Annotated in this window: 19 protein-coding genes; 9 read left to right on the top strand and 10 right to left on the bottom strand. The window is 66.3% G+C overall.

Annotation, left to right across the window (positions count from 1 at the left end; all coding sequences use genetic code 11):
* Nucleotides 1–61: 61 nt before the first annotated feature.
* From V8V93_RS00305 to V8V93_RS00285, 5 genes are all read right to left on the bottom strand, one after another.
* Nucleotides 62–1,507 (bottom strand): protein adenylyltransferase SelO, encoded by a 1,446-nt coding sequence (locus V8V93_RS00305; protein ID WP_338668348.1) that lies wholly within the window; start codon nucleotides 1,505–1,507, stop codon nucleotides 62–64.
* Entirely contained in the window at nucleotides 1,507–2,448 is a 942-nt protein-coding gene (locus V8V93_RS00300; protein WP_338668347.1) for a phosphotransferase enzyme family protein, read from the bottom strand. The genes V8V93_RS00305 and V8V93_RS00300 overlap by 1 nt, the downstream gene beginning before the upstream one ends.
* 6 nt (nucleotides 2,449–2,454) lie before the next feature.
* Nucleotides 2,455–2,997 carry a hypothetical protein gene (locus V8V93_RS00295; protein WP_338668346.1) on the bottom strand — a complete coding sequence of 181 codons (543 nt, stop codon included), beginning with the start codon at nucleotides 2,995–2,997 and terminating at the stop codon, nucleotides 2,455–2,457.
* A gap of 102 nt (nucleotides 2,998–3,099) precedes the next feature.
* Nucleotides 3,100–3,654, bottom strand: a complete 555-nt coding sequence (locus V8V93_RS00290) for a hypothetical protein (RefSeq protein ID WP_338668345.1) — start codon at nucleotides 3,652–3,654, stop codon at nucleotides 3,100–3,102.
* Nucleotides 3,655–3,983: 329 nt separating this feature from the next.
* Nucleotides 3,984–4,733: an SDR family NAD(P)-dependent oxidoreductase gene (locus tag V8V93_RS00285; RefSeq protein WP_338668344.1), complete on the bottom strand. Its 750-nt coding sequence runs from the start codon at nucleotides 4,731–4,733 to the stop codon at nucleotides 3,984–3,986.
* Between the two features lie 53 nt (nucleotides 4,734–4,786).
* Here V8V93_RS00285 and V8V93_RS00280 point away from each other — a divergent pair, with 53 nt between their 5' ends.
* Both V8V93_RS00280 and V8V93_RS00275 read left to right on the top strand, forming a co-directional pair.
* Nucleotides 4,787–5,944 carry a pyridoxal phosphate-dependent aminotransferase gene (locus tag V8V93_RS00280; RefSeq protein WP_338668343.1) on the top strand — a complete coding sequence of 386 codons (1,158 nt, stop codon included), beginning with the start codon at nucleotides 4,787–4,789 and terminating at the stop codon, nucleotides 5,942–5,944.
* The gene (locus tag V8V93_RS00275) at nucleotides 5,941–6,276 is read left to right on the top strand and encodes a TraR/DksA family transcriptional regulator (RefSeq protein WP_338668342.1); all 336 of its coding nucleotides are present in this window, start codon (nucleotides 5,941–5,943) and stop codon (nucleotides 6,274–6,276) included. Before V8V93_RS00280 ends, V8V93_RS00275 begins: the two co-directional genes overlap by 4 nt.
* A gap of 3 nt (nucleotides 6,277–6,279) precedes the next feature.
* On the opposite strand, the gene V8V93_RS00270 is transcribed toward V8V93_RS00275, so the two are convergent.
* The gene (locus V8V93_RS00270; RefSeq protein WP_338668341.1) at nucleotides 6,280–7,254 is read right to left on the bottom strand and encodes a 4Fe-4S binding protein; all 975 of its coding nucleotides are present in this window, start codon (nucleotides 7,252–7,254) and stop codon (nucleotides 6,280–6,282) included.
* 83 nt (nucleotides 7,255–7,337) lie between these two features.
* On the bottom strand, nucleotides 7,338–8,105 hold the full coding sequence (locus tag V8V93_RS00265; RefSeq protein ID WP_338668340.1) for a potassium channel family protein: 768 nt from the start codon (nucleotides 8,103–8,105) through the stop codon (nucleotides 7,338–7,340).
* Nucleotides 8,106–8,376: 271 nt separating this feature from the next.
* Here V8V93_RS00265 and ffh point away from each other — a divergent pair, with 271 nt between their 5' ends.
* From ffh to V8V93_RS00230, 7 genes are all read left to right on the top strand, one after another.
* Nucleotides 8,377–9,906, top strand: a complete 1,530-nt coding sequence (gene ffh, locus V8V93_RS00260; RefSeq protein ID WP_338668339.1) for a signal recognition particle protein — start codon at nucleotides 8,377–8,379, stop codon at nucleotides 9,904–9,906.
* A gap of 88 nt (nucleotides 9,907–9,994) precedes the next feature.
* On the top strand, nucleotides 9,995–10,234 hold the full coding sequence (gene rpsP / locus V8V93_RS00255) for a 30S ribosomal protein S16 (protein ID WP_338668338.1): 240 nt from the start codon (nucleotides 9,995–9,997) through the stop codon (nucleotides 10,232–10,234).
* A 111-nt stretch (nucleotides 10,235–10,345) separates the two neighbouring features.
* Complete coding sequence (locus V8V93_RS00250; protein ID WP_014323320.1) at nucleotides 10,346–10,579, top strand: KH domain-containing protein; 234 nt, start codon at nucleotides 10,346–10,348, stop codon at nucleotides 10,577–10,579.
* Between the two features lie 145 nt (nucleotides 10,580–10,724).
* Nucleotides 10,725–11,312 carry a ribosome maturation factor RimM gene (gene rimM, locus V8V93_RS00245; protein ID WP_338668337.1) on the top strand — a complete coding sequence of 196 codons (588 nt, stop codon included), beginning with the start codon at nucleotides 10,725–10,727 and terminating at the stop codon, nucleotides 11,310–11,312.
* Nucleotides 11,309–12,604 (top strand): tRNA (guanosine(37)-N1)-methyltransferase TrmD, encoded by a 1,296-nt coding sequence (gene trmD, locus V8V93_RS00240; RefSeq protein WP_338668336.1) that lies wholly within the window; start codon nucleotides 11,309–11,311, stop codon nucleotides 12,602–12,604. The genes rimM and trmD overlap by 4 nt, the downstream gene beginning before the upstream one ends.
* Before the next feature lie 59 nt (nucleotides 12,605–12,663).
* A complete protein-coding gene (rplS, locus tag V8V93_RS00235) occupies nucleotides 12,664–13,014 on the top strand; it encodes a 50S ribosomal protein L19 (RefSeq protein WP_071544970.1) in 351 nt (116 codons plus the stop codon).
* Nucleotides 13,015–13,252: 238 nt separating this feature from the next.
* A complete protein-coding gene (locus tag V8V93_RS00230) occupies nucleotides 13,253–13,894 on the top strand; it encodes a ribonuclease HII (RefSeq protein ID WP_338668335.1) in 642 nt (213 codons plus the stop codon).
* 219 nt (nucleotides 13,895–14,113) lie between these two features.
* On the opposite strand, the gene smpB is transcribed toward V8V93_RS00230, so the two are convergent.
* From smpB to V8V93_RS00215, 3 genes are read right to left on the bottom strand one after another with little or no spacing between them, the layout of a single operon-like run.
* Complete coding sequence (gene smpB / locus V8V93_RS00225) at nucleotides 14,114–14,593, bottom strand: SsrA-binding protein SmpB (RefSeq protein ID WP_338668334.1); 480 nt, start codon at nucleotides 14,591–14,593, stop codon at nucleotides 14,114–14,116.
* A 4-nt stretch (nucleotides 14,594–14,597) separates the two neighbouring features.
* Entirely contained in the window at nucleotides 14,598–16,379 is a 1,782-nt protein-coding gene (gene ptsP / locus V8V93_RS00220) for a phosphoenolpyruvate--protein phosphotransferase (RefSeq protein WP_338668333.1), read from the bottom strand.
* Nucleotides 16,380–16,685 (bottom strand): HPr family phosphocarrier protein, encoded by a 306-nt coding sequence (locus V8V93_RS00215; RefSeq protein ID WP_338668332.1) that lies wholly within the window; start codon nucleotides 16,683–16,685, stop codon nucleotides 16,380–16,382.
* Nucleotides 16,686–16,720: the final 35 nt, after the last annotated feature.

Raw genomic sequence — 16,720 nt, 5'->3', positions numbered from 1 at the left:
CGGTCCACGGATGCCGTGAACACACCGAGCCTATAGCGCCGGACCACGGCTGTCAACCGGGCTAGGTGCCGCAGAAGGTTTGGGTGACGCGTTCCTCGGGACGTGGGGGGGCGGCGAATTCGGCGTGTTCGGGCTGGTCGTCGAAGGGGTGCGCGAGGACGTCGATCAGCCGGTGGACGGGCGCGAAGTCGCCCCCCATGGCCGCTCGGATGGCCGCCTCGATACGGTGATTGCGCGGGATGAAGGCCGGGTTGGCCGCGCGCATGGTCTCCCGGGCGGCGGGTGCCGAGCCGGTCCGGTCCAGCAGCGCGAGCCAGTCGTTGAGCCAGGTGGCGATCTCCTCGGCGGTGGCGAACAGGGCGGAGAAGGGGGCCGGGGCCGTCTGGGCGTCGCACAGGGCGCGGAAGGCGTTGGTGAAGTCGGCTCGGCTGCGGCGCATGAGGTCCAGAAGCCGCCGGGCCAGGGAAAAGGCGTCGTCGTCGGCGGGCAGGCCGATCTTGCGGCACAACCTCCGGCGGTAATGGCCGGTGAAGTCCGGTATGAACCGCTCCAGGACCGCATCCCCGGCCTCGCGGGCCGTGGCCTCGTCCGGATCGAGCAGGGGCAGGAGGCAGCCGCCCAGGCAGGCCAGGTTCCAGGCCATGATCGTGGGCTGCTGGTTGAAGGCGTAGCGCCCCATGTGGTCGATGGAACTGAAGACCATGGCCGGGTCGTAGTGGTCCAGGAAGGCGCACGGTCCGTAGTCGATGGTCTCGCCGCTCACGGCGGTGTTGTCCGTGTTCATGACCCCGTGCACAAAGCCGAGACAGAGCCACCGGGCCATCAGGTCGGCCTGGGCCGCACACACGGCTTCGAACAGGGCCAGGTACGGGTTGCCGGCCTCCCGTGCGGCCGGGTGGTTGCGCTCGATGACGTGGTCGGCCAGGGTGCGCAGCTCGTCCTCCATGCGCCGGGCCGCGAAATATTCGAAGGTGCCCACGCGCACGAAGCCCGAGGCCACACGGGTGATGACCGCGCCGGGCAGTTCGTCCTCGCGGAACACGGGCTGGCCCGTGGCCGCCATGGCCAGGGCGCGGGTGGTCGGCACGCCGAGGGCATGCATGGCCTCGCTGACCACGTACTCGCGGATGACCGGCCCGAGCGGGGCGCGGCCGTCGCCGCCGCGCGAGAACCGGGTCCGGCCCGAGCCCTTGAGCTGGATGTCGAACCGCTCGCCCGCCGCGTTCTTCACCTCGCCGAGCAGGTGGGCGCGGCCGTCGCCGAGCTGGGGCACGAACTGGCCGAACTGATGCCCCGCGTAGGCCTGGGCAATGGGCTCGGCGCCGGGCAGGAGCCGGTTGCCGGTGAAGACCGCGGCCAGGTCCGCGTCGTCGTCCGGCAGGTCGAGCTCCAGGCGCGCGGCCAGGTCGCGGTTCAGGCGGATGAGAGCCGGGGCGGCCACGGGTTCGGGGGCGATCCGTTCGAAGAAGGACTCGGGCAATCGGGCGTAGGTATTGATGAAGCGCATCACTCTCCGAGCAGTTTTTCCCATGCCGGGAGCAGGGTGTCCAGGGAGTTGGCCAGCAGGCGCATGTAGCTGACCTCGATCCGAGCCATCTCCTCGTCCTTGCGGCGGAGCCATTCGGACATCCAGGCGAAGCGCAGGCCGAGGATCAGTTCGGGCAGCAGCGCCAGGGAGGTCCGGTCCAGGCACAGGCCGCGGCGCATGGCCCGGAGCATGGCCGGGGCCAGGCCGCGCACCAGGGCGGGCGGGTCCTCGATGCCCACGCAGCCCAGGCAGTTGGCCGCGTCGAACAGGCAGGGCCGGAGGCCCGCGAACTCCCAGTCGATGACGGCCACGGCGGACCGGCCGTGCCAGATGACGTTCAGGGGGTGGAAGTCGCCGTGGGAGAAGACCGACGGCAGGCTCCCCCAGGCCTCGAAGAGCGGCGTCAGGACGGGCAAGACCGGAATCAGGGCCCGGTGCAGGTCCGGCCTGCGTCCGGCCATGGCGGCCATGAGCTCGTTGACGTACCCCTCCAGGAGGAAGGGCGGCTCGTCGTCGAACTCGTGGACCGTGCCCGCGATTTCGCGCAGCCGGCAGAGAAACTTGCCCAGGCTCTCACCGCGCACATCGTCCTCGATGAATTCGGGCTGGGGCAGGGGGTCGCCGGGGATGAACGGGGAGAGCTGGAGATACTGCCCCTCGGACTCGACCACGTAGCGGCCGTCCGGCCCGGCCAGGTAGGCGGGCACGGGCAGCCCGGCGCGGGACAGCCGGTCCAGGGCGCGGCCGATGCGCTCGCGGCGGTCGAACTGGCCCGGCCGCAGGGTTTCGAGCATCCACACGCGGCCCTGTCCGTCCTCCACGGCGCGGCGCGACAGGCAGCGCTCCGGGCTGCCGGGCAGGATGATGTCCGTGCGCTGTCGGCCCGCGGACAATCCCCAGATCGAAAGCAGGTCGGTCATGGCCGTCTACCGTATGCCCATGACGCGCATGAGCTTATCCATGTTGTCGCGGACAATGGCCTGCTCCGAGGCCGGGACCTGCTTGTCCACGTCGGCCTGCACGTCGTTCAACTGGCCGCCGATCTGCTTGGAGAGCATCTGCTCCATGGCCTTGCGCTGGTCGTCGGGCATGTCCTTGAACTGGGCCTGCATCTGGTCCGTCATGCGCTGCATCTGGTCCAGGTTCACCATGGTCATGGCGTGGCTGTATATGTACAGGAAACGGTCCTCGTCCCATCCCTGGTCCTTGATCGCGTTCCGCACCGCCGTGTTCATGGCCGCGCCCGAGGCGTCGCTCGCGCCCTGCGCGGACTTCGTCAGGCCGGGGATCTTCGGCAGGTCATCGAGAAATTTCCGGAACTCGTCGGCGGTGAAGGGACCGCCCACGGCCTTGACCACCTCCTTGCCCTGGTCGGACAGCTTGGGATCGTCGGCCGTCTCGTTGCCGGAGCAGGCGGCGAACATGCCCAGGACGAGCAGGGAAAGCAGTGCGGAAGCGAGGACTCTCATGGGATTCTCCTTGAAAGGGGTTAGCCGTATTACAGGCTATAGGAGGATGTGCGCCCAGCGTCAACCCGGGCCGGTTTTTACCCGGTTCGCGGGCCGGGCGCGTCATTCGATCCAGTGAAAGGTCGGGGCGCTCTCGTCGAACGGCTCCGACAGCGAACCCAGGCGTTCGTGGACGTAAGTCCGCTCCGGGATGGTGGTGGTCTCCTCGATCCGCTTGCCCAGCTCGCGCATGCTCTTCTCCATGTAGTCGTACGTGTTGCGTACCTGTTCGAGCTTGGAGGCGGAGGCGGGCCTGCCCATCTCCCTTTCGAGGCGGGCCAGGGATTTCCGGTAGCCTTCCATGCGCAGGGCATTGAGGAAGAGATTGAACACGTACCGGTAGCGGTCCGGGCTCCAACCCAGTTCCATGATCTTGGCCTGCTTGGCTCGCCCCACGGTCTTGTCGAGCTCCCGAAGGTCCATGATCCCGAGGGATTGCCGGAACTCCTGGCCGCGCTCCTGAACGAGCCGGTTATCGTGCACGAACTTGTCGGCCTCCTCGGCCGTGAGCGGGGGCTGTGTGTTCGGGCCGCAGCCCCAGAGCGGGAGAGACGACAGGAGCAGCAGGAGCAGGCAGGGAGAAAGGGGTGCCCCGAGGGGCGTGCGGAATATTTGCATCACGTTGTCCTCGATCGGGTTGGAAGATCGGCATCCCGGATGCCGATGCGCCACGGCGCGGACATCCGGTTTTCGAACTGTTCGGCGGGGTCGCCGGGAACGGCGGGAGGAAGGGAGGCGCGGTGCGTGCGCGGGGGTGTCGGGCAAGGGACCGTGCAGGGACGGAAACCGGGAAAAGGGGGTGAACCCAGGCGGATAGGAAAGCGGCCCACGACGGGATGCAGAAAAGGGGCCGCAGGGCGAAGGGCCGGGGGCGACGGGCGTTGCACCGGGAACTCCTTGTCGGCAGCTCAGAGCGAAACAACCATAGCCCCCCCTTATGGGGGGGGTCAAATCTTCCGGATGTCCGCGACCTTGCCGTGGTATGCGCGCGGATCCCCCTGGAGGAAGTCCACCAGGCCGCGCGCGGATTGCTTCGGGGTCAGGAGCAGGCCGTCCCGGCACCAGGAGGCGAACAGTTCCCGCAGGGGCGCGGCGGCCGAGCCCACGGCCGTGCGGGCGTCGGCCTGCATGCGCGTCTCGACCACGCCGGGCCGCCAGATGACGGTGGTGATCGCCGGGGCCTCGTTGGCCAGTTGGCGGGCCAGGTGCTCCTCGCCGGCCTTGGCCGCGCAGTACGCCCCGATGCCGGTCTGGGGCCGCTGTGCGGCCCCGGACCCGAAGAACACGGCCATCCCCTCGCCGCGCTCCAGCAACCGGGGCACGGCGTGGCGCATGAGCTGGTGGGCCGCGACCAGGGAGCCGTCCACCACCTCACGGAAGCGCTCGGCGGAAAGCTCCCACACGGCCGGGCCGGGCGCGAGCACTCCGGCGGCGTGGATGAAGCCATGGAAATCGCCCAGTTTCAGGGCCGTGTCCACGAGTTGGGCCGCCACCGCATCGTCGGCCGCGTCGCCGGCCACGCACTCCGCGCGCACGCCGAGCGCGCGGCAGCGGTCGCGCACCGCCAGCAGCTTGTCCCTCGTGCGTGCGCCGAGAACGAGGCTCACGCCCTCTCCGGCCAGTTCCTCGGCCAGGGCTTCGCCTATGCCCATGGACGCCCCGGTCAGGACCAGGGTTTTATTCCGCAGTAAACTCATATATGGTCTGTCCTTATTGTTATGTATTACCCTTTTCACCCCGAGAGTACCCCATGTCGCTGAAAATGAGCAAGCGCAGACCGCTTGTGGCCCAGTCCGAAATCCGCAACATGACCCTGGAGTGCGCCCGCGTGTCCGGCGTGAACCTGGCCCAGGGCGTGTGCGACCTGCCCGTCCCCGCCCCGGTCATCGAGGGCGCGGAGCAGGCCATGCGCGCGGGCACCAACATCTACACCCGCTTCGACGGCCTGCCCAGGCTGCGCGGGGCCATCGCGGCCAAGCAGCGCAGGTTCACCGGCATGGACCTGGACCCGGACAACCAGGTGGTCGTGTCCTGCGGGGCCACGGGCGCGTTCTACGCCGCCTGCCTGGCCCTGCTCGACGAGGGCGACGAGGTCCTGGTCTTCGAGCCGTACTACGGCTATCACATCGTGACCATGGTCTCGCTCGGCATCAAGCCGGTCTACGTCACCCTTCAGCCGCCCGAGTGGGGCTTCGTTGCCGAGGACCTGGAGCGGGCCGTGACCGCGAGGACGCGGGCCATCGTCCTGAACACCCCGTCCAATCCCGCGGGCAAGGTCTTTGATCGCGGGGAGCTTGAGCTCATCGCCGATTTCGCCGAGTCCCACGACCTGTTCGTCTTCACCGACGAGATCTACGAGCACTTCGTCTTTGACGGAAAGCAACACATCGCCCCCGCCACCCTGCCGGGCATGGCCAAGAGGACCATCACCATCTCGGGGCTGTCCAAGGTCTTCGCCATCACCGGCTGGCGGCTGGGCTACGCCCTGTGCGACCCGGAATGGGCCCTGGCCATCGGCCACTTCAGCGACCTGGTCTACGTCTGCGCGCCCGCGCCCTTGCAGGTCGGCGCGGCCAAGGGCCTGGAGGAACTCGGCCCGGACTATTACCAAGGCGTGTCCGACGACCACCAGATGAAGCGGGACCGTTTCTGCGACGCCCTGCGCTCGGTGGGGCTGACCCCGCACGTCCCGGACGGGGCCTACTACACCCTGGCCGACGTGACCGGGCTGCCCGGCGCCACGGCCAAGGAGCGCGCCCTGTACCTGCTGGAAAAGACCGGCGTGGCCTGCGTGCCGGGCTCGGCCTTCTATTCCGGCCCGGTGGGTGAGACCCTGGCGCGGTTCTGCTTCGCCAAGGAGATGGATGTTCTGGAGGACGCCATGCAGCGGCTGGGGAGGCTCGCGTGACCGAGGCACAGAAGAAGGAATTCAAGCGGTTCGCCGAAGAGGAAATGGACGCGCTCAAGGCCGAGATTCCCCGGCTGGAGGAGCTGGTCAAGCCCGTGGCCCCGGACAACGCCATCGGGCGTATTTCGCGCATGGACACCATCGTCAACCAGTCCGTGGCCGAGGCGCAACTGTCCAAGGCCCGGGTCCGGCTGGCCCGCCTGGAGGAGGCCCTCAAGCGGGTGGACGAGGACGAGGAGTTCGGCCTGTGCCTGGATTGCGGCGAACCCATCCCCATGGCCCGGCTCAAGGCCATGCCCGAGACGGCCTATTGCGTGGACTGCGCGGAGTAGGCGCTACATCAGCCCCGCGCCCGCCTGGTAGACACGCTTGAGCATGTCCGGCGGCAGGGGGTTGTCCCAGACCCCTGCGTACCCGGCCCAGACCCTGGCGATCAGCAGCACCAGCACGGCGCCCACGGCCACGGTCTGCCACGGAATGCGCCTGCCCAGCGCCCGGAAGCCGAGGCACCCCTCGACCGGGCAGGCCCCGACGCACCGGCCGCAGCCGATGCACTCCGGGCTGAGCACCGCGTCCTTCTTTTCCACCGGGATGCCCGCCGGGCAACTGGCCGAACATTTGCCGCAGTGGACGCAGGCGTCCCGGTCGCGCTTGACGCGGACCGGCCCGAACCAGGCGAAGAGCCCGAGCAGCGCGCCGTAGGGGCAGAGGTACCGGCACCAGAAGTTGCGCACGATGAGGCTGAGCAGGGCCAGGGCCGCGAGCACGGCCAGGGCCATGCCGGACGGGTGCAGGAAGAAGTCGAGCATGCGCGCGTCCGAGGTCATGTTGAACGGGCTGCGCAGGAAGGACTCCAGCGAGCGCGGGCCCATGGCGAAGACCGCGAACACGAAGCCGCCCATGCCGAGGTATTTGAAGACATGCAGGGCGAGGTCGACCCGGCGGGGCGGGATCCGGGCCATGCCGAGCCTGCGCCCGGCCCGCTCCAGCAGCCCGGACAGGAAACCCACCGGACAGACGTAGCCGCAGAACCCCTTGCGGAACAGGAAGGCCATGATCAGGGCGGCCAGGAACACGGCCAGCCCTGCCGGATGGGCGCGGTCCCAGAAGCCGGACGAGACCAGCCGCCGGAAGCCCAGCAGCGCGCTGATGGGCAAAAATCCCTCCACCGCGCCGGGCTTGGGCACGAACGCGTCCGAACGGCCCGAGGCCCAGTTCAGGAAGAGGATGAAGCGGTAGCCCGCGTACAGGGAGAGGAGGGTGAAGGCCGCCTGGACGGCCAGCCGGAAACGGTCGGGAGTGATTTTCATGGGAACCTGTCTTGTCTGGCGGGTCCCTATACCCATCGCGCGCCGCTGGCAACCGCTTGCACAGGGGGTGCACAAGGCGGGGGCTAGTCCTTGTCCCTGCCCCCGGCCCCGGTCACGCCGCGGGTGATGATGCCGACCATGATGGCGAACATGAAGTAGCTGAGCAGGCTCTGGATGATCAGCAGGACCTTGCCGTCCCAGGTGCGCGGCACGATGTCGCCGAAGCCGAGCGTGGTCATGGTCACCACCGTGTAGTACAGGGCGTTGAGAAAGGGCTCGCCGCCCCCGGCCATGAAATTGAACGGCGGCGGGTTCCCGGCCAGGACGTGCAGCCCGTCCAGGGCCGCGTTGACCAGGGTGAAGCCGATCAGGGTGGCCAGGTAGATGCGCAGCAGCTCGTTCACGTCGGCCCAGGTGATCCGGCCGTGGGGCCGCAGCAGGGTCAGGGCGCGCAGGGCGAAGGCGCGCAGGTTCCAGCCCAGCACGGACAGGATCAGGGCCGCCAGGAAGAGGACGCCCCACTCGTTCAGGGTCAGCAGGATGTCCGCCGCCCCGGCCAGGAAGCCGACCAGGACCGCCCGGCGCAGCCGGATGCCGGTGTATATGGCCACGGCGTCCGGCCAGTAGCGTTGGATGCGCCGGTTCCGCCAGCGGTGGTAGAGCAGGGTGATCAGGGCCACGGCCGCGCCGTTGAGCGCGGACCGGAGCGGGTCGGCGGCCGCGCCGTCCGGGAGCAGCCGCGGCAGGGGCAGCCTGCCGGCCGTGAGCAGGAGCACGGCCCCGGCAAAGAAGCAGGGCACGAAGTGGGTCAGCCAGACTTGGACGAAGAGCGGTTCCCTGTGGTGCGTCATATGCCATGGATTATTCGCACATTCCCGGTCCACGCGCAACTCGGGAGGCGGTTTTGCGGCGGGGTGGCGAAAGGCGGAGCAACCGGGTATGCTCAGCGCCCCGGTGCGGCAAATGCGTCCTCGTGGCAAGGGAACACCGCCGGGAGCCATCCCCCGCCGCCCTTGACTATCCGGGGAATCTGGCTTAACAAACGTCCTCTTTGCCCGCGATGGACGGTGGTCTTCGCGCAGGTAAAAAGAATAAATTTAGTAATTCCAGGGAGTTGATCCGTTGTTCGAGAGCCTGCAAGAAAGACTCGGCGCCACCTTCTCCAAGTTGGGCGGCAAAAAGACCCTTGATGAGAACAATATCAAGGAGGGTCTGAGGGAGGTGCGTCTCGCGCTCCTGGAGGCCGACGTCAACTTCAAGGTGGTCAAGCAGTTCGTCGATCAGGTCAAGGAGCGCGCCCTGGGCGATGAGGTCCTCAAGGGGCTCGAACCCGGCCAGCACTTCATCAAGATCGTCAACGAGGAGCTCATCGAGCTGCTCGGCGGCGAGCAGCAGGACCTGGACCTCAAGGCCAGGCCGCTCAAGCTGATGATGGTCGGCCTGCAGGGCTCGGGCAAGACCACCTCCTCGGGCAAGATCGCGCTGTTTTTGCGCAAGCAGCACGGCAAGAAGCCGTACCTGGTGCCCGCCGACGTCTACCGCCCGGCGGCCATCGACCAGTTGAACACCCTGGCCCGGCAGCTCGACGTGCCGGTCTACCCGTCCACCACGGACATGAATCCGGTGGACATCTGCAAGGACGCCATGGCCAAGGCCGAGGAACTCGGCTGCGACCTGATCCTGTTCGACACCGCGGGCCGCCTGCACATAGACGAGACGTTGATGGACGAGCTGGCGAACATCAAGCGCGAGTGCGAGCCGCAGGAAATTTTGTTCGTGGCCGACGCCATGACCGGCCAGGACGCCGTGACCGTGGCCGAGAGCTTCAACGAGAAGCTCGGCATCACCGGCGTGGTCCTGACCAAGATGGACGGCGACGCCCGAGGCGGCGCGGCCCTGTCCATCAAGACCGTGACCGGCCGTTCCGTCAAGTTCGTGGGCGTGGGCGAGAAGCTGTCCGACCTGGAGCTCTTCCACCCGGACCGCATCGCTTCGCGCATCCTCGGCATGGGCGACATGATGACCCTCATCGAGAAGGCCCAGAGCCAGATCGACGAGGACGAGGCCAAGGCCATGGCCGAGAAGATGGCCAAGGCCGAGTTCGATTTCGAGGACTTCCTGGGCCACATGAAGAAGCTCAAGAAGCTCGGGTCCATGGAAGGGCTGCTCAAGATGATTCCCGGCATGGGCAACATCATGAAGCAGCTCGGCGACAATGCCCTGCCCGAGGACGAGATGAAGCGCACCGAGGCGATCATCTCCGCCATGACCCTGAAGGAGCGCCGCCAGCCCGACTTGCTCAAGAACGCGAGCCGCAAGGACCGCATCGCCCGGGGCTCGGGCGTGAAGGTCGCGGACGTCAACGCGCTCATCAAGAATTTCAAGCAGATGAGCAAGGTCATGCAGTCCATGATGGGCGGCGGCAAAAAGAAGAAGGGCAAGTTCGGCCTGCCCAAGCTGCCCGGCCTGGGCGGGGGCGGCATGCCCGACATGAGCGCGCTGGGCGGCGGCATGCCCGGAATGCCCGGCATGCCCGGGATGCCCGGCATGGAGGAGGAAGCTCCCCAGCGGACCGTCTCCAAGAAGACGCTCAAAGAGCGCAAGAAGAAAAAGCTGAACAAAAAGAAGAATAAGAAGAATCGGAAAAAGTAAGTGACCGGGACTTTATGTCCTGCAAGTGATAAAACTTGCCATAAAGTAGGCAAAAACGTATTAATCAACTATTGGGAGTATAAGAACCATGGCAATGAAAATCAGACTGACCCGGATGGGTTCCAAGAAGCGTCCCTTCTACCGTGTCGTGGCCCTCGACGGCGCCACCCGCCGCGATGGACGCCCCGTCGAATTCCTCGGGCACTACAACCCCATGGTCGAGCCGAACGAGATCGCGCTGGACATGGAGAAGATCGAAAAGTGGTTGGAAAAGGGCGCGGAGCCCAGCAACACGGTTCGTTCTCTGCTGAAGAAAGCCGGCAAGTAGCTCGCGCTTTTTCACAGGCGGGTCTCGTCGACCCGGCCTGCAGGGTCCGGACCACGTTTGGCAGCTCATATTCATGGCGCGCGGCGACGCGCCTGCACCGGAGGTGACGTCATGTTGAAAGAGATGATTGAGTACATTGCCAAGTCCCTGGTGGACAACCCGGACGAAGTGCAAGTTTCTGAAGTCGAAGGCGAGCAGACCTCGGTTATCGAACTGAAGGTGGCCAAGGAAGACCTGGGCAAGGTCATCGGCAAGCAGGGCCGCACGGCGAGAGCCATGCGCACGCTGCTCGGGGCCGCCTCCACCAAGGCGCGGAAACGCTCCGTCCTGGAGATTCTCGAGTAGCCCTTTCCTTTGGCGAACGGCTGAACATTTGCACGTCCGCGTGAGGGCCCCAGCGGCCCGAGGCGAGACGCGAACGATCCTGGACCGGCGTGCGGGCAAGCCCCGCGCGGCGGCCCCGGTCTTTTGCAGCAACCAACGGTGGCCCATGAAAGAAGAGCCCGGTTTCATCCCCGTGGGCGGGGTGGTCAAGGCGCACGGAATTCGAGGGGAGTTCGGCATAAAAAGTTATGCGGACTCCCCGACCCTTTTCGACGGCGTGCCGCTGTACCTGTCGGCCGCCAAGGGACGCCCCAAGCCCCTTGAGGTGACCTCCTGGCGCGAGCACAAGGACCTCGTCCTGATGACCTCGCCGCAGATCACCGACCGCGACCAGGCCGAGGCCCTGCGCGGCCGGGAGATTCTGGTCCGCGAGGCCGACCTGCCCGAGCTCGACGGCGACGAGCACTACCTCTACCAGATGATGGGCTGCCGGGTGGTCCTTGAGGACGGCACCGAGGTGGGCGAGCTCAAGGGCTTTTACGAGACCGGCGAGCAGGACACCTGGGTCATCGAGAACGGCGCGGGCGCGGAGATTCTGCTGCCCGCCGTGCCCGAGTTCGTCCTGGACGTGGACCTGGACGCGGAGACCATCGTCGTCGAACCGCCCGAGGGGCTGCTGGACCTCTACCTCAACCCCGACCCGCCCAAAAAGAAGAAGCGCCGTCCCCCGCGCCCCAGGAAGCAGGCCTCATGAATTTCCACCTCGTCTCCATCTTCCCGCACTTCTTCGCATCCCCGCTGGACAGCGGGCTCATGTCCAAGGCCGTGGAGACCGGGCTGGTCGGCCTGGACTATGTCGACGTCCGCCAGTTCGCGGGCGGGGTGCACAAGTCCGTGGACGACCGCCCCTTCGGCGGCGGGCCGGGCATGCTCCTCAAGCTCGACCCCATGATCAAGGCGCTCGACTCCATCGGGTCCAAGGGGCGCATCCTGATGCTCTCCCCGCGAGGCAAGCCGCTCAACCAGGCCATGGCCCGCGAGCTCTCCCTTGAAGAGGACGTGACCGTCATCTGCGGCCGCTACGAGGGCATCGACGAGCGGCTGCTCGACCTCTATCCCATCGAACTGGTCTCGGTCGGCGACTTCGTGCTCAACGGCGGCGAGGCGGCCGCGGTCTGTCTGGTGGAGTCCGTGGCCCGGCTGCTGCCCGGCTTCATGGGCCACGAGGACTCCGGCGACGAGGAATCCTTTTCCGCCGGGCTGCTCGAATATCCGCACTACACCCGGCCCGAGGACTTCGACGGGCTGACCGTGCCCGAGGTCCTGCGTTCCGGCGACCACGGCAAGATCGCGGCCTGGCGAAGGGAGCAGTCCCTGACCGCCACCCTGCGCGACCGGCCGGACGTGCTGCCCACGGCGGGCCTGACCGTGGAGGACATCGACTTTCTGCGCACCCTGCCGCGTACGCGGCTGGGCCGCAACCTGTACATCGCCCTGTGCCACTACCCGGTGGTCAACAAGTTCGGCGAGAAGGTGGCCGTGTCCGTGACCAACCTGGACCTGCACGACATGGCCCGCGTGGCCCGCAGCTACGGGCTCGGCGGGTTCTACGCCACCACTCCCATCGAGGACCAGAAGGCCCTGGCCGAGAAGCTGCTCGGCCACTGGCGCGAGGGCGCGGGCGCCCAGGCCAATCCGGACCGGGCCGAGGCCTTTTCCAAGGTCAAGGTTTTTGACGATATCGAAGGTGCGGTCCTTGACATCGAGGCCCAAACAGGGCAATGTCCCCGCCTCGCGGCCACCTCAGCAAGACTGGATCGCCGCAAGCAAGCCCAGCCCGCCCTGACCTTTGGCGAAGTGCGAAGCTGGCTCGCCAACTCTCCGGTATTATTGATATTTGGTACCGGACACGGTCTGGCGGAAGAAGTCCTCTCCAAGACGGACGGCATTGTACGGCCGCTTCGGTATTTGGATGACTACAACCATCTTTCGGTCAGAAGCGCGGTCGCCATCATCGTCGACCGACTGATCGCGGATGAGTACTAGAGGCGGATGACGGCCACGGGCCCATCGTCCAGCACTCTATAATTTTTAAGGAGCATACCATGGACATCATCAAGAAAATCGAAGCCGAACACATCCGCTTGGATATCCCCGAGTTCAAGGCCGGCGACACCGTCAAGGTGCACTACCGGATCATCGAGGGCGAGAAAGAGCGCATCCAGGTCTTCCAGGGCGCGGTCCTGCGCCGTCGCCGCGGCACCACCAACTCCACCTTCACCGTGCGCAAGATTTCCGACGGTATCGGCGTGGAGCGCGTGTTCCCCATGAACTCCCCCTACATCGACCGCGTGGAAGTGGTCTCCGAGGGCAAGGTTCGCCGGAGCCGCATCTACTACCTGCGCAATCTGCGCGGTAAGGCCGCCCGCATCAAGTCCAAGCAGATCTGGGAATAATTTTTCGGATAGGCGGCGATCTGCGACGCCGCTCGCGAAATCCGGACCCTCGCGTATTGGAATACGCTTCGGCCCCGGCTTCCGCTCGCGTCGCCGCATCTCACCACCTCTCCAAAAAATTACCCGGTGTTACATGGATATATATGCCCGGAGTGTCTAGCGACACTCCGGGCTTTTCTGGGTTGAGGGTGTGGTTTTTCTGAGTGGATTGGGGCACAAGGTGGGCTGGAGGTTTTTGATGTCGCAGGTGTTGTTGTTTGGCGGACGGAGTTACTCGGCGACCGAGATCGCGGGCGTGGACGAGGCCGGGCGGGGGTGTCTGGCCGGGCCGGTGGTGGCCGGGGCGTGTATTTTGCCGGTCGAGTATGACCTGCCGGGGCTGAACGACTCCAAGAAACTGACCGCGGGCAAGCGTGAGACGCTGTATCCGCTTATCCGGGAGCAGGCCGTGGCCTGGGGGCTGGGCGTGGCCTGGCCGTGGGAGATCGACCAGATCAACATTCTGCAGGCCACCTTCCGGGCCATGGGCCGGGCCGTGCGGGCCATGAAGGCGGAGCCGCGCTTCCTGCGCATCGACGGCGACAAACTCATTCCGAACTACGCGCTTGAGCGCGACATCCCCCAGGAGTGCGTGGTCCAGGGCGACGGCAAGGTCCCGGCCATATCCGCCGCCTCCATCCTGGCCAAGACCTTCCGCGATCGCCTGATGGTGCATATTGCCGGGCGCTACCCCGGCTACGGCCTGTCCAAACACATGGGCTACGGGACCAAGATCCACGTCGAGGCCATCCAAAAGCTCGGCCCCTGCCGCATGCACCGCCTGACCTTCAGGAAGGTCAAACCCGAGGAAACGCCCCAGGTCCAGGGAAGTCTGTTCTAGGGCGGCCTCCGAGATCCATTTGAACGGCTTCGGGCCCCGCTTCGCGACGGGTGCGCCGACGGAGTCCGTTCCCCTTGTCCCGTGTCGCCGGGCGCGCCCGCGCCGTCCGCAGACGGGCGAAGGACAGGCTCAACCGCAAGCCGCGATCCTGCCGATGCGGGTACAACCACGTTGGGTGGGAAAAAGGAATGGGGGGCGGGGGAGGCCCGGAGGCGGATCCTATTTGTACGCCGCCAACTGGCGCTGCGTATCTCTCGCGATGTCGCGGTCCTTGAGGTCCTGCTTCTTGGAATGGACGTTCTTGCCGCGTCCCAGGCCGAGTTGGACCTTCACCTTGCCGCGGCTGAAGTACATCTTCATGGGCACCACGGACAGCCCCTTCTGCTCGGTCTTGGCCTGGAGGGTGGCGATCTCCTGCCGGTGCAGGAGCAGGCGGCGGGCGCGTTCCGGGTCGTGCTGGTCGTAGGTCCCGGTCTTCTCGTAGGGGGCGATGTGCACGCCCACCAGGAAGGCCGAGCCCTGGCGGAAGGAGACGTAGCCGTCCTTGAACGAGACCTGGCCCGCGCGCAGGGATTTGACCTCGGAGCCGACCAGGGAGATGCCCGCCTCGAAGGTCTCGAGGATCTCGTAGAGGCGGCGGGCCTGCTTGTTGACCGCGATGGTGTCGGGCGAGGTGGTCTTGTTCTTTTTCTTGGCCATGATGTTAGCTGGGCAGCTCGTCGTTTTCGAGCAGCGAGGAGAAGAAGGTCACTTCTTCCGGGAAATGCTTGAAGATGTTGTCCATCACCAGGTTGTTGATGCGGCTGACCGTGCGGCACTCCAGGACGTCCTTGAGGAGCAGTCGGCAGTCGTGCATGTTGGTCTGCCGGATGATCCGCTTGATGCCGGGAATGGCCTGCGGGGTCATGGAGATGGAGTCGATGCCCATGCCGAGCAGGATGGGCACGCAGAACGGGTCCGACGCCACCTCGCCGCAGAGCGACACTTCTATGCCCGCCTGGTGCGCGGCGTCAACCACCAATTTGATGGCCCGCAGGGTGGCCGGGTGCAGGGGCTGATACAGGTAGGACACGTGCCGGTTGGTCCGGTCCACGCCGATGGAATACTGGATCAGGTCGTTGGTCCCGATGGAGAAGAAGTCCACCTCGTGGGCCAGGAACTCGGCGATCATCACGGCCGCGGGCAGTTCGATCATGGTCCCCAGCGGCATGTCCGGGTCGTAGTCCACGCCCTCGCGCCTGAGCTCGGCCTTGGCCTGGGCCAGCCACGCCTTGGCCTGGCGGACCTCCTTCACGCCCGAGATCATGGGGAACATGAGCGAGACGTTGCCATAGGCCGAGGCGCGCAGAATGGCCCGTAGCTGGGTTTTGAACAGTTGGGGATACTTGAGGCAGAAGCGGATGGCCCGCAGCCCCATGGCCGGGTTGGTCTCGTTGAGCTCGCCGAAGGTGGAGATGAACTTGTCGCTGCCCAGGTCCAGCGTGCGGAAGACCACCTTGCGCGGGGACATGATCGCGGCCAGGTCGATGTACTTCTCGGCCAGTTCGTCCTCGGTGGGCAGGGTGGTCCGGTTGAGATAGGCGTACTCCGTGCGGTACAGGCCCACGCCCTCGCCGCCGTTGTCCAGCACGGCGGTCACCTCCTCGACCAACTCGATGTTGGCCTGGACCATGACGCGGGAGCCGTCGAAGGTCTCGGCGGGCAGGTGGCAGTGGCGGCGGATCTTGCGGGTGTAGTCCTCGAACAGGGCGGCGCGCTCGTTGTATTCGGCCAGCTCGGTCTCGGTGGGGTTGACCACGATCTTGCCGGTCAGCCCGTCGATGACCACCAGGTCGCCGTCGTGGACCTCTTCGAGGCGGCCCACGCCGACCAGGGCGGGGATGCCCAGCGACCGGGCCATGATGCCCGTGTGCGAGGTCTTGCCGCCGCGCACGGTGGCAAAGGCCATGATCTTGTCCACCTGGAGCTCGACGGTGTCCGCCGGGGTCAGGTCGTGGGCCATGATGATGGCCCGGCCCGAGATGGAGGCCAGGTCGGTCTTCACGCCCATCAGCTTGGTCTGGACCTTTTCCGCGACCACGCGCACGTCCTGCATGCGCTCGCGGATGTACTGGTCCTTGATGGCCTCGAAGGCGGCCTCCTGGTCGGACACGGCCTTTTCCAGGGCCCAGGCCGCGTTCAGGCCCAGGGTCTCGATGTATTTTTCGGCGGACCCGGACAGCTTCGGGTCCTTGAGCATCATCAGGTGGGTGTCGATGAGCGACCCGTGGCTCTTGAGCTCCTCCGGGACCTGCTCGCGGATGGCGGCCAGCTCCGTCTCCACGGATTTGAAGGCGGCGTGGAGGCGCTCGATCTCCGCGGGCATGTCCTCGGCGGCGACGATCTGCCGGGGCAGGTTCGCCATGTGGTTCCGGTTGACGAAAAAGGCCTTGCCGATGGCAATGCCGGTGGCAACCGGTATGCCCGTGAGGGTCGAGTCAGCCATTTATGCCCCTTCGAATTTGTTCAGGAACAGTGCCTCAAGCCGGTCCAGCGCGGCCTCGGCGTCCGCGCCCCGGGCGCGCAGTTCCACCATGTGGCCCGGACCGGCGGCCAGGGTCAGGATGTCGAGGATGGACTTGGCGTCCACCGCCTGGTCGTCGACGACCAGGGATATCTCCGAGTCGAAGGTCTGGGCCTCCTGGGCCAGCCGTCCGGCGGGCCGGGCGTGCAACCCGTTCTCCGAGGAGACGACCACCTTCCTGGACAGGTATCCCGGAGTCTCGTCGGTCATGGTGCTTTCATCCATCATAGCAAAACCTGCTTTCCAAGTCGTGTTTATGTCTG

Source organism: Pseudodesulfovibrio sp. 5S69, from assembly GCF_037094465.1.
GTDB classification, from domain to species: Bacteria; Desulfobacterota; Desulfovibrionia; order Desulfovibrionales; family Desulfovibrionaceae; genus Pseudodesulfovibrio; species Pseudodesulfovibrio methanolicus.
The sequence above is the reverse complement of the archived record's forward strand: the minus strand, read 5'-3'. Positions and strand labels throughout refer to the sequence as shown.

Excerpts from the sequence above, each read along its gene's own strand:
- smpB (WP_338668334.1), bottom strand. The coding sequence starts at position 14,593 with ATGGCCAAGAAAAAGAACAAGACCACCTCGCCCGACACCATCGCGGTC.
- V8V93_RS00305 (WP_338668348.1), bottom strand. The coding sequence starts at position 1,507 with ATGCGCTTCATCAATACCTACGCCCGATTGCCCGAGTCCTTCTTCGAA.
- V8V93_RS00270 (WP_338668341.1), bottom strand. The coding sequence starts at position 7,254 with ATGAAAATCACTCCCGACCGTTTCCGGCTGGCCGTCCAGGCGGCCTTC.
- ptsP (WP_338668333.1), bottom strand. The coding sequence starts at position 16,379 with ATGGCTGACTCGACCCTCACGGGCATACCGGTTGCCACCGGCATTGCC.
- trmD (WP_338668336.1), top strand. The coding sequence starts at position 11,309 with ATGAATTTCCACCTCGTCTCCATCTTCCCGCACTTCTTCGCATCCCCG.
- V8V93_RS00280 (WP_338668343.1), top strand. The coding sequence starts at position 4,787 with ATGTCGCTGAAAATGAGCAAGCGCAGACCGCTTGTGGCCCAGTCCGAA.
- V8V93_RS00285 (WP_338668344.1), bottom strand. The coding sequence starts at position 4,733 with ATGAGTTTACTGCGGAATAAAACCCTGGTCCTGACCGGGGCGTCCATG.
- V8V93_RS00230 (WP_338668335.1), top strand. The coding sequence starts at position 13,253 with ATGTCGCAGGTGTTGTTGTTTGGCGGACGGAGTTACTCGGCGACCGAG.
- V8V93_RS00265 (WP_338668340.1), bottom strand. The coding sequence starts at position 8,105 with ATGACGCACCACAGGGAACCGCTCTTCGTCCAAGTCTGGCTGACCCAC.
- rimM (WP_338668337.1), top strand. The coding sequence starts at position 10,725 with ATGAAAGAAGAGCCCGGTTTCATCCCCGTGGGCGGGGTGGTCAAGGCG.
- V8V93_RS00300 (WP_338668347.1), bottom strand. The coding sequence starts at position 2,448 with ATGACCGACCTGCTTTCGATCTGGGGATTGTCCGCGGGCCGACAGCGC.
- V8V93_RS00215 (WP_338668332.1), bottom strand. The coding sequence starts at position 16,685 with ATGATGGATGAAAGCACCATGACCGACGAGACTCCGGGATACCTGTCC.
- rpsP (WP_338668338.1), top strand. The coding sequence starts at position 9,995 with ATGGCAATGAAAATCAGACTGACCCGGATGGGTTCCAAGAAGCGTCCC.
- V8V93_RS00295 (WP_338668346.1), bottom strand. The coding sequence starts at position 2,997 with ATGAGAGTCCTCGCTTCCGCACTGCTTTCCCTGCTCGTCCTGGGCATG.
- V8V93_RS00290 (WP_338668345.1), bottom strand. The coding sequence starts at position 3,654 with ATGCAAATATTCCGCACGCCCCTCGGGGCACCCCTTTCTCCCTGCCTG.
- rplS (WP_071544970.1), top strand. The coding sequence starts at position 12,664 with ATGGACATCATCAAGAAAATCGAAGCCGAACACATCCGCTTGGATATC.
- V8V93_RS00250 (WP_014323320.1), top strand. The coding sequence starts at position 10,346 with ATGTTGAAAGAGATGATTGAGTACATTGCCAAGTCCCTGGTGGACAAC.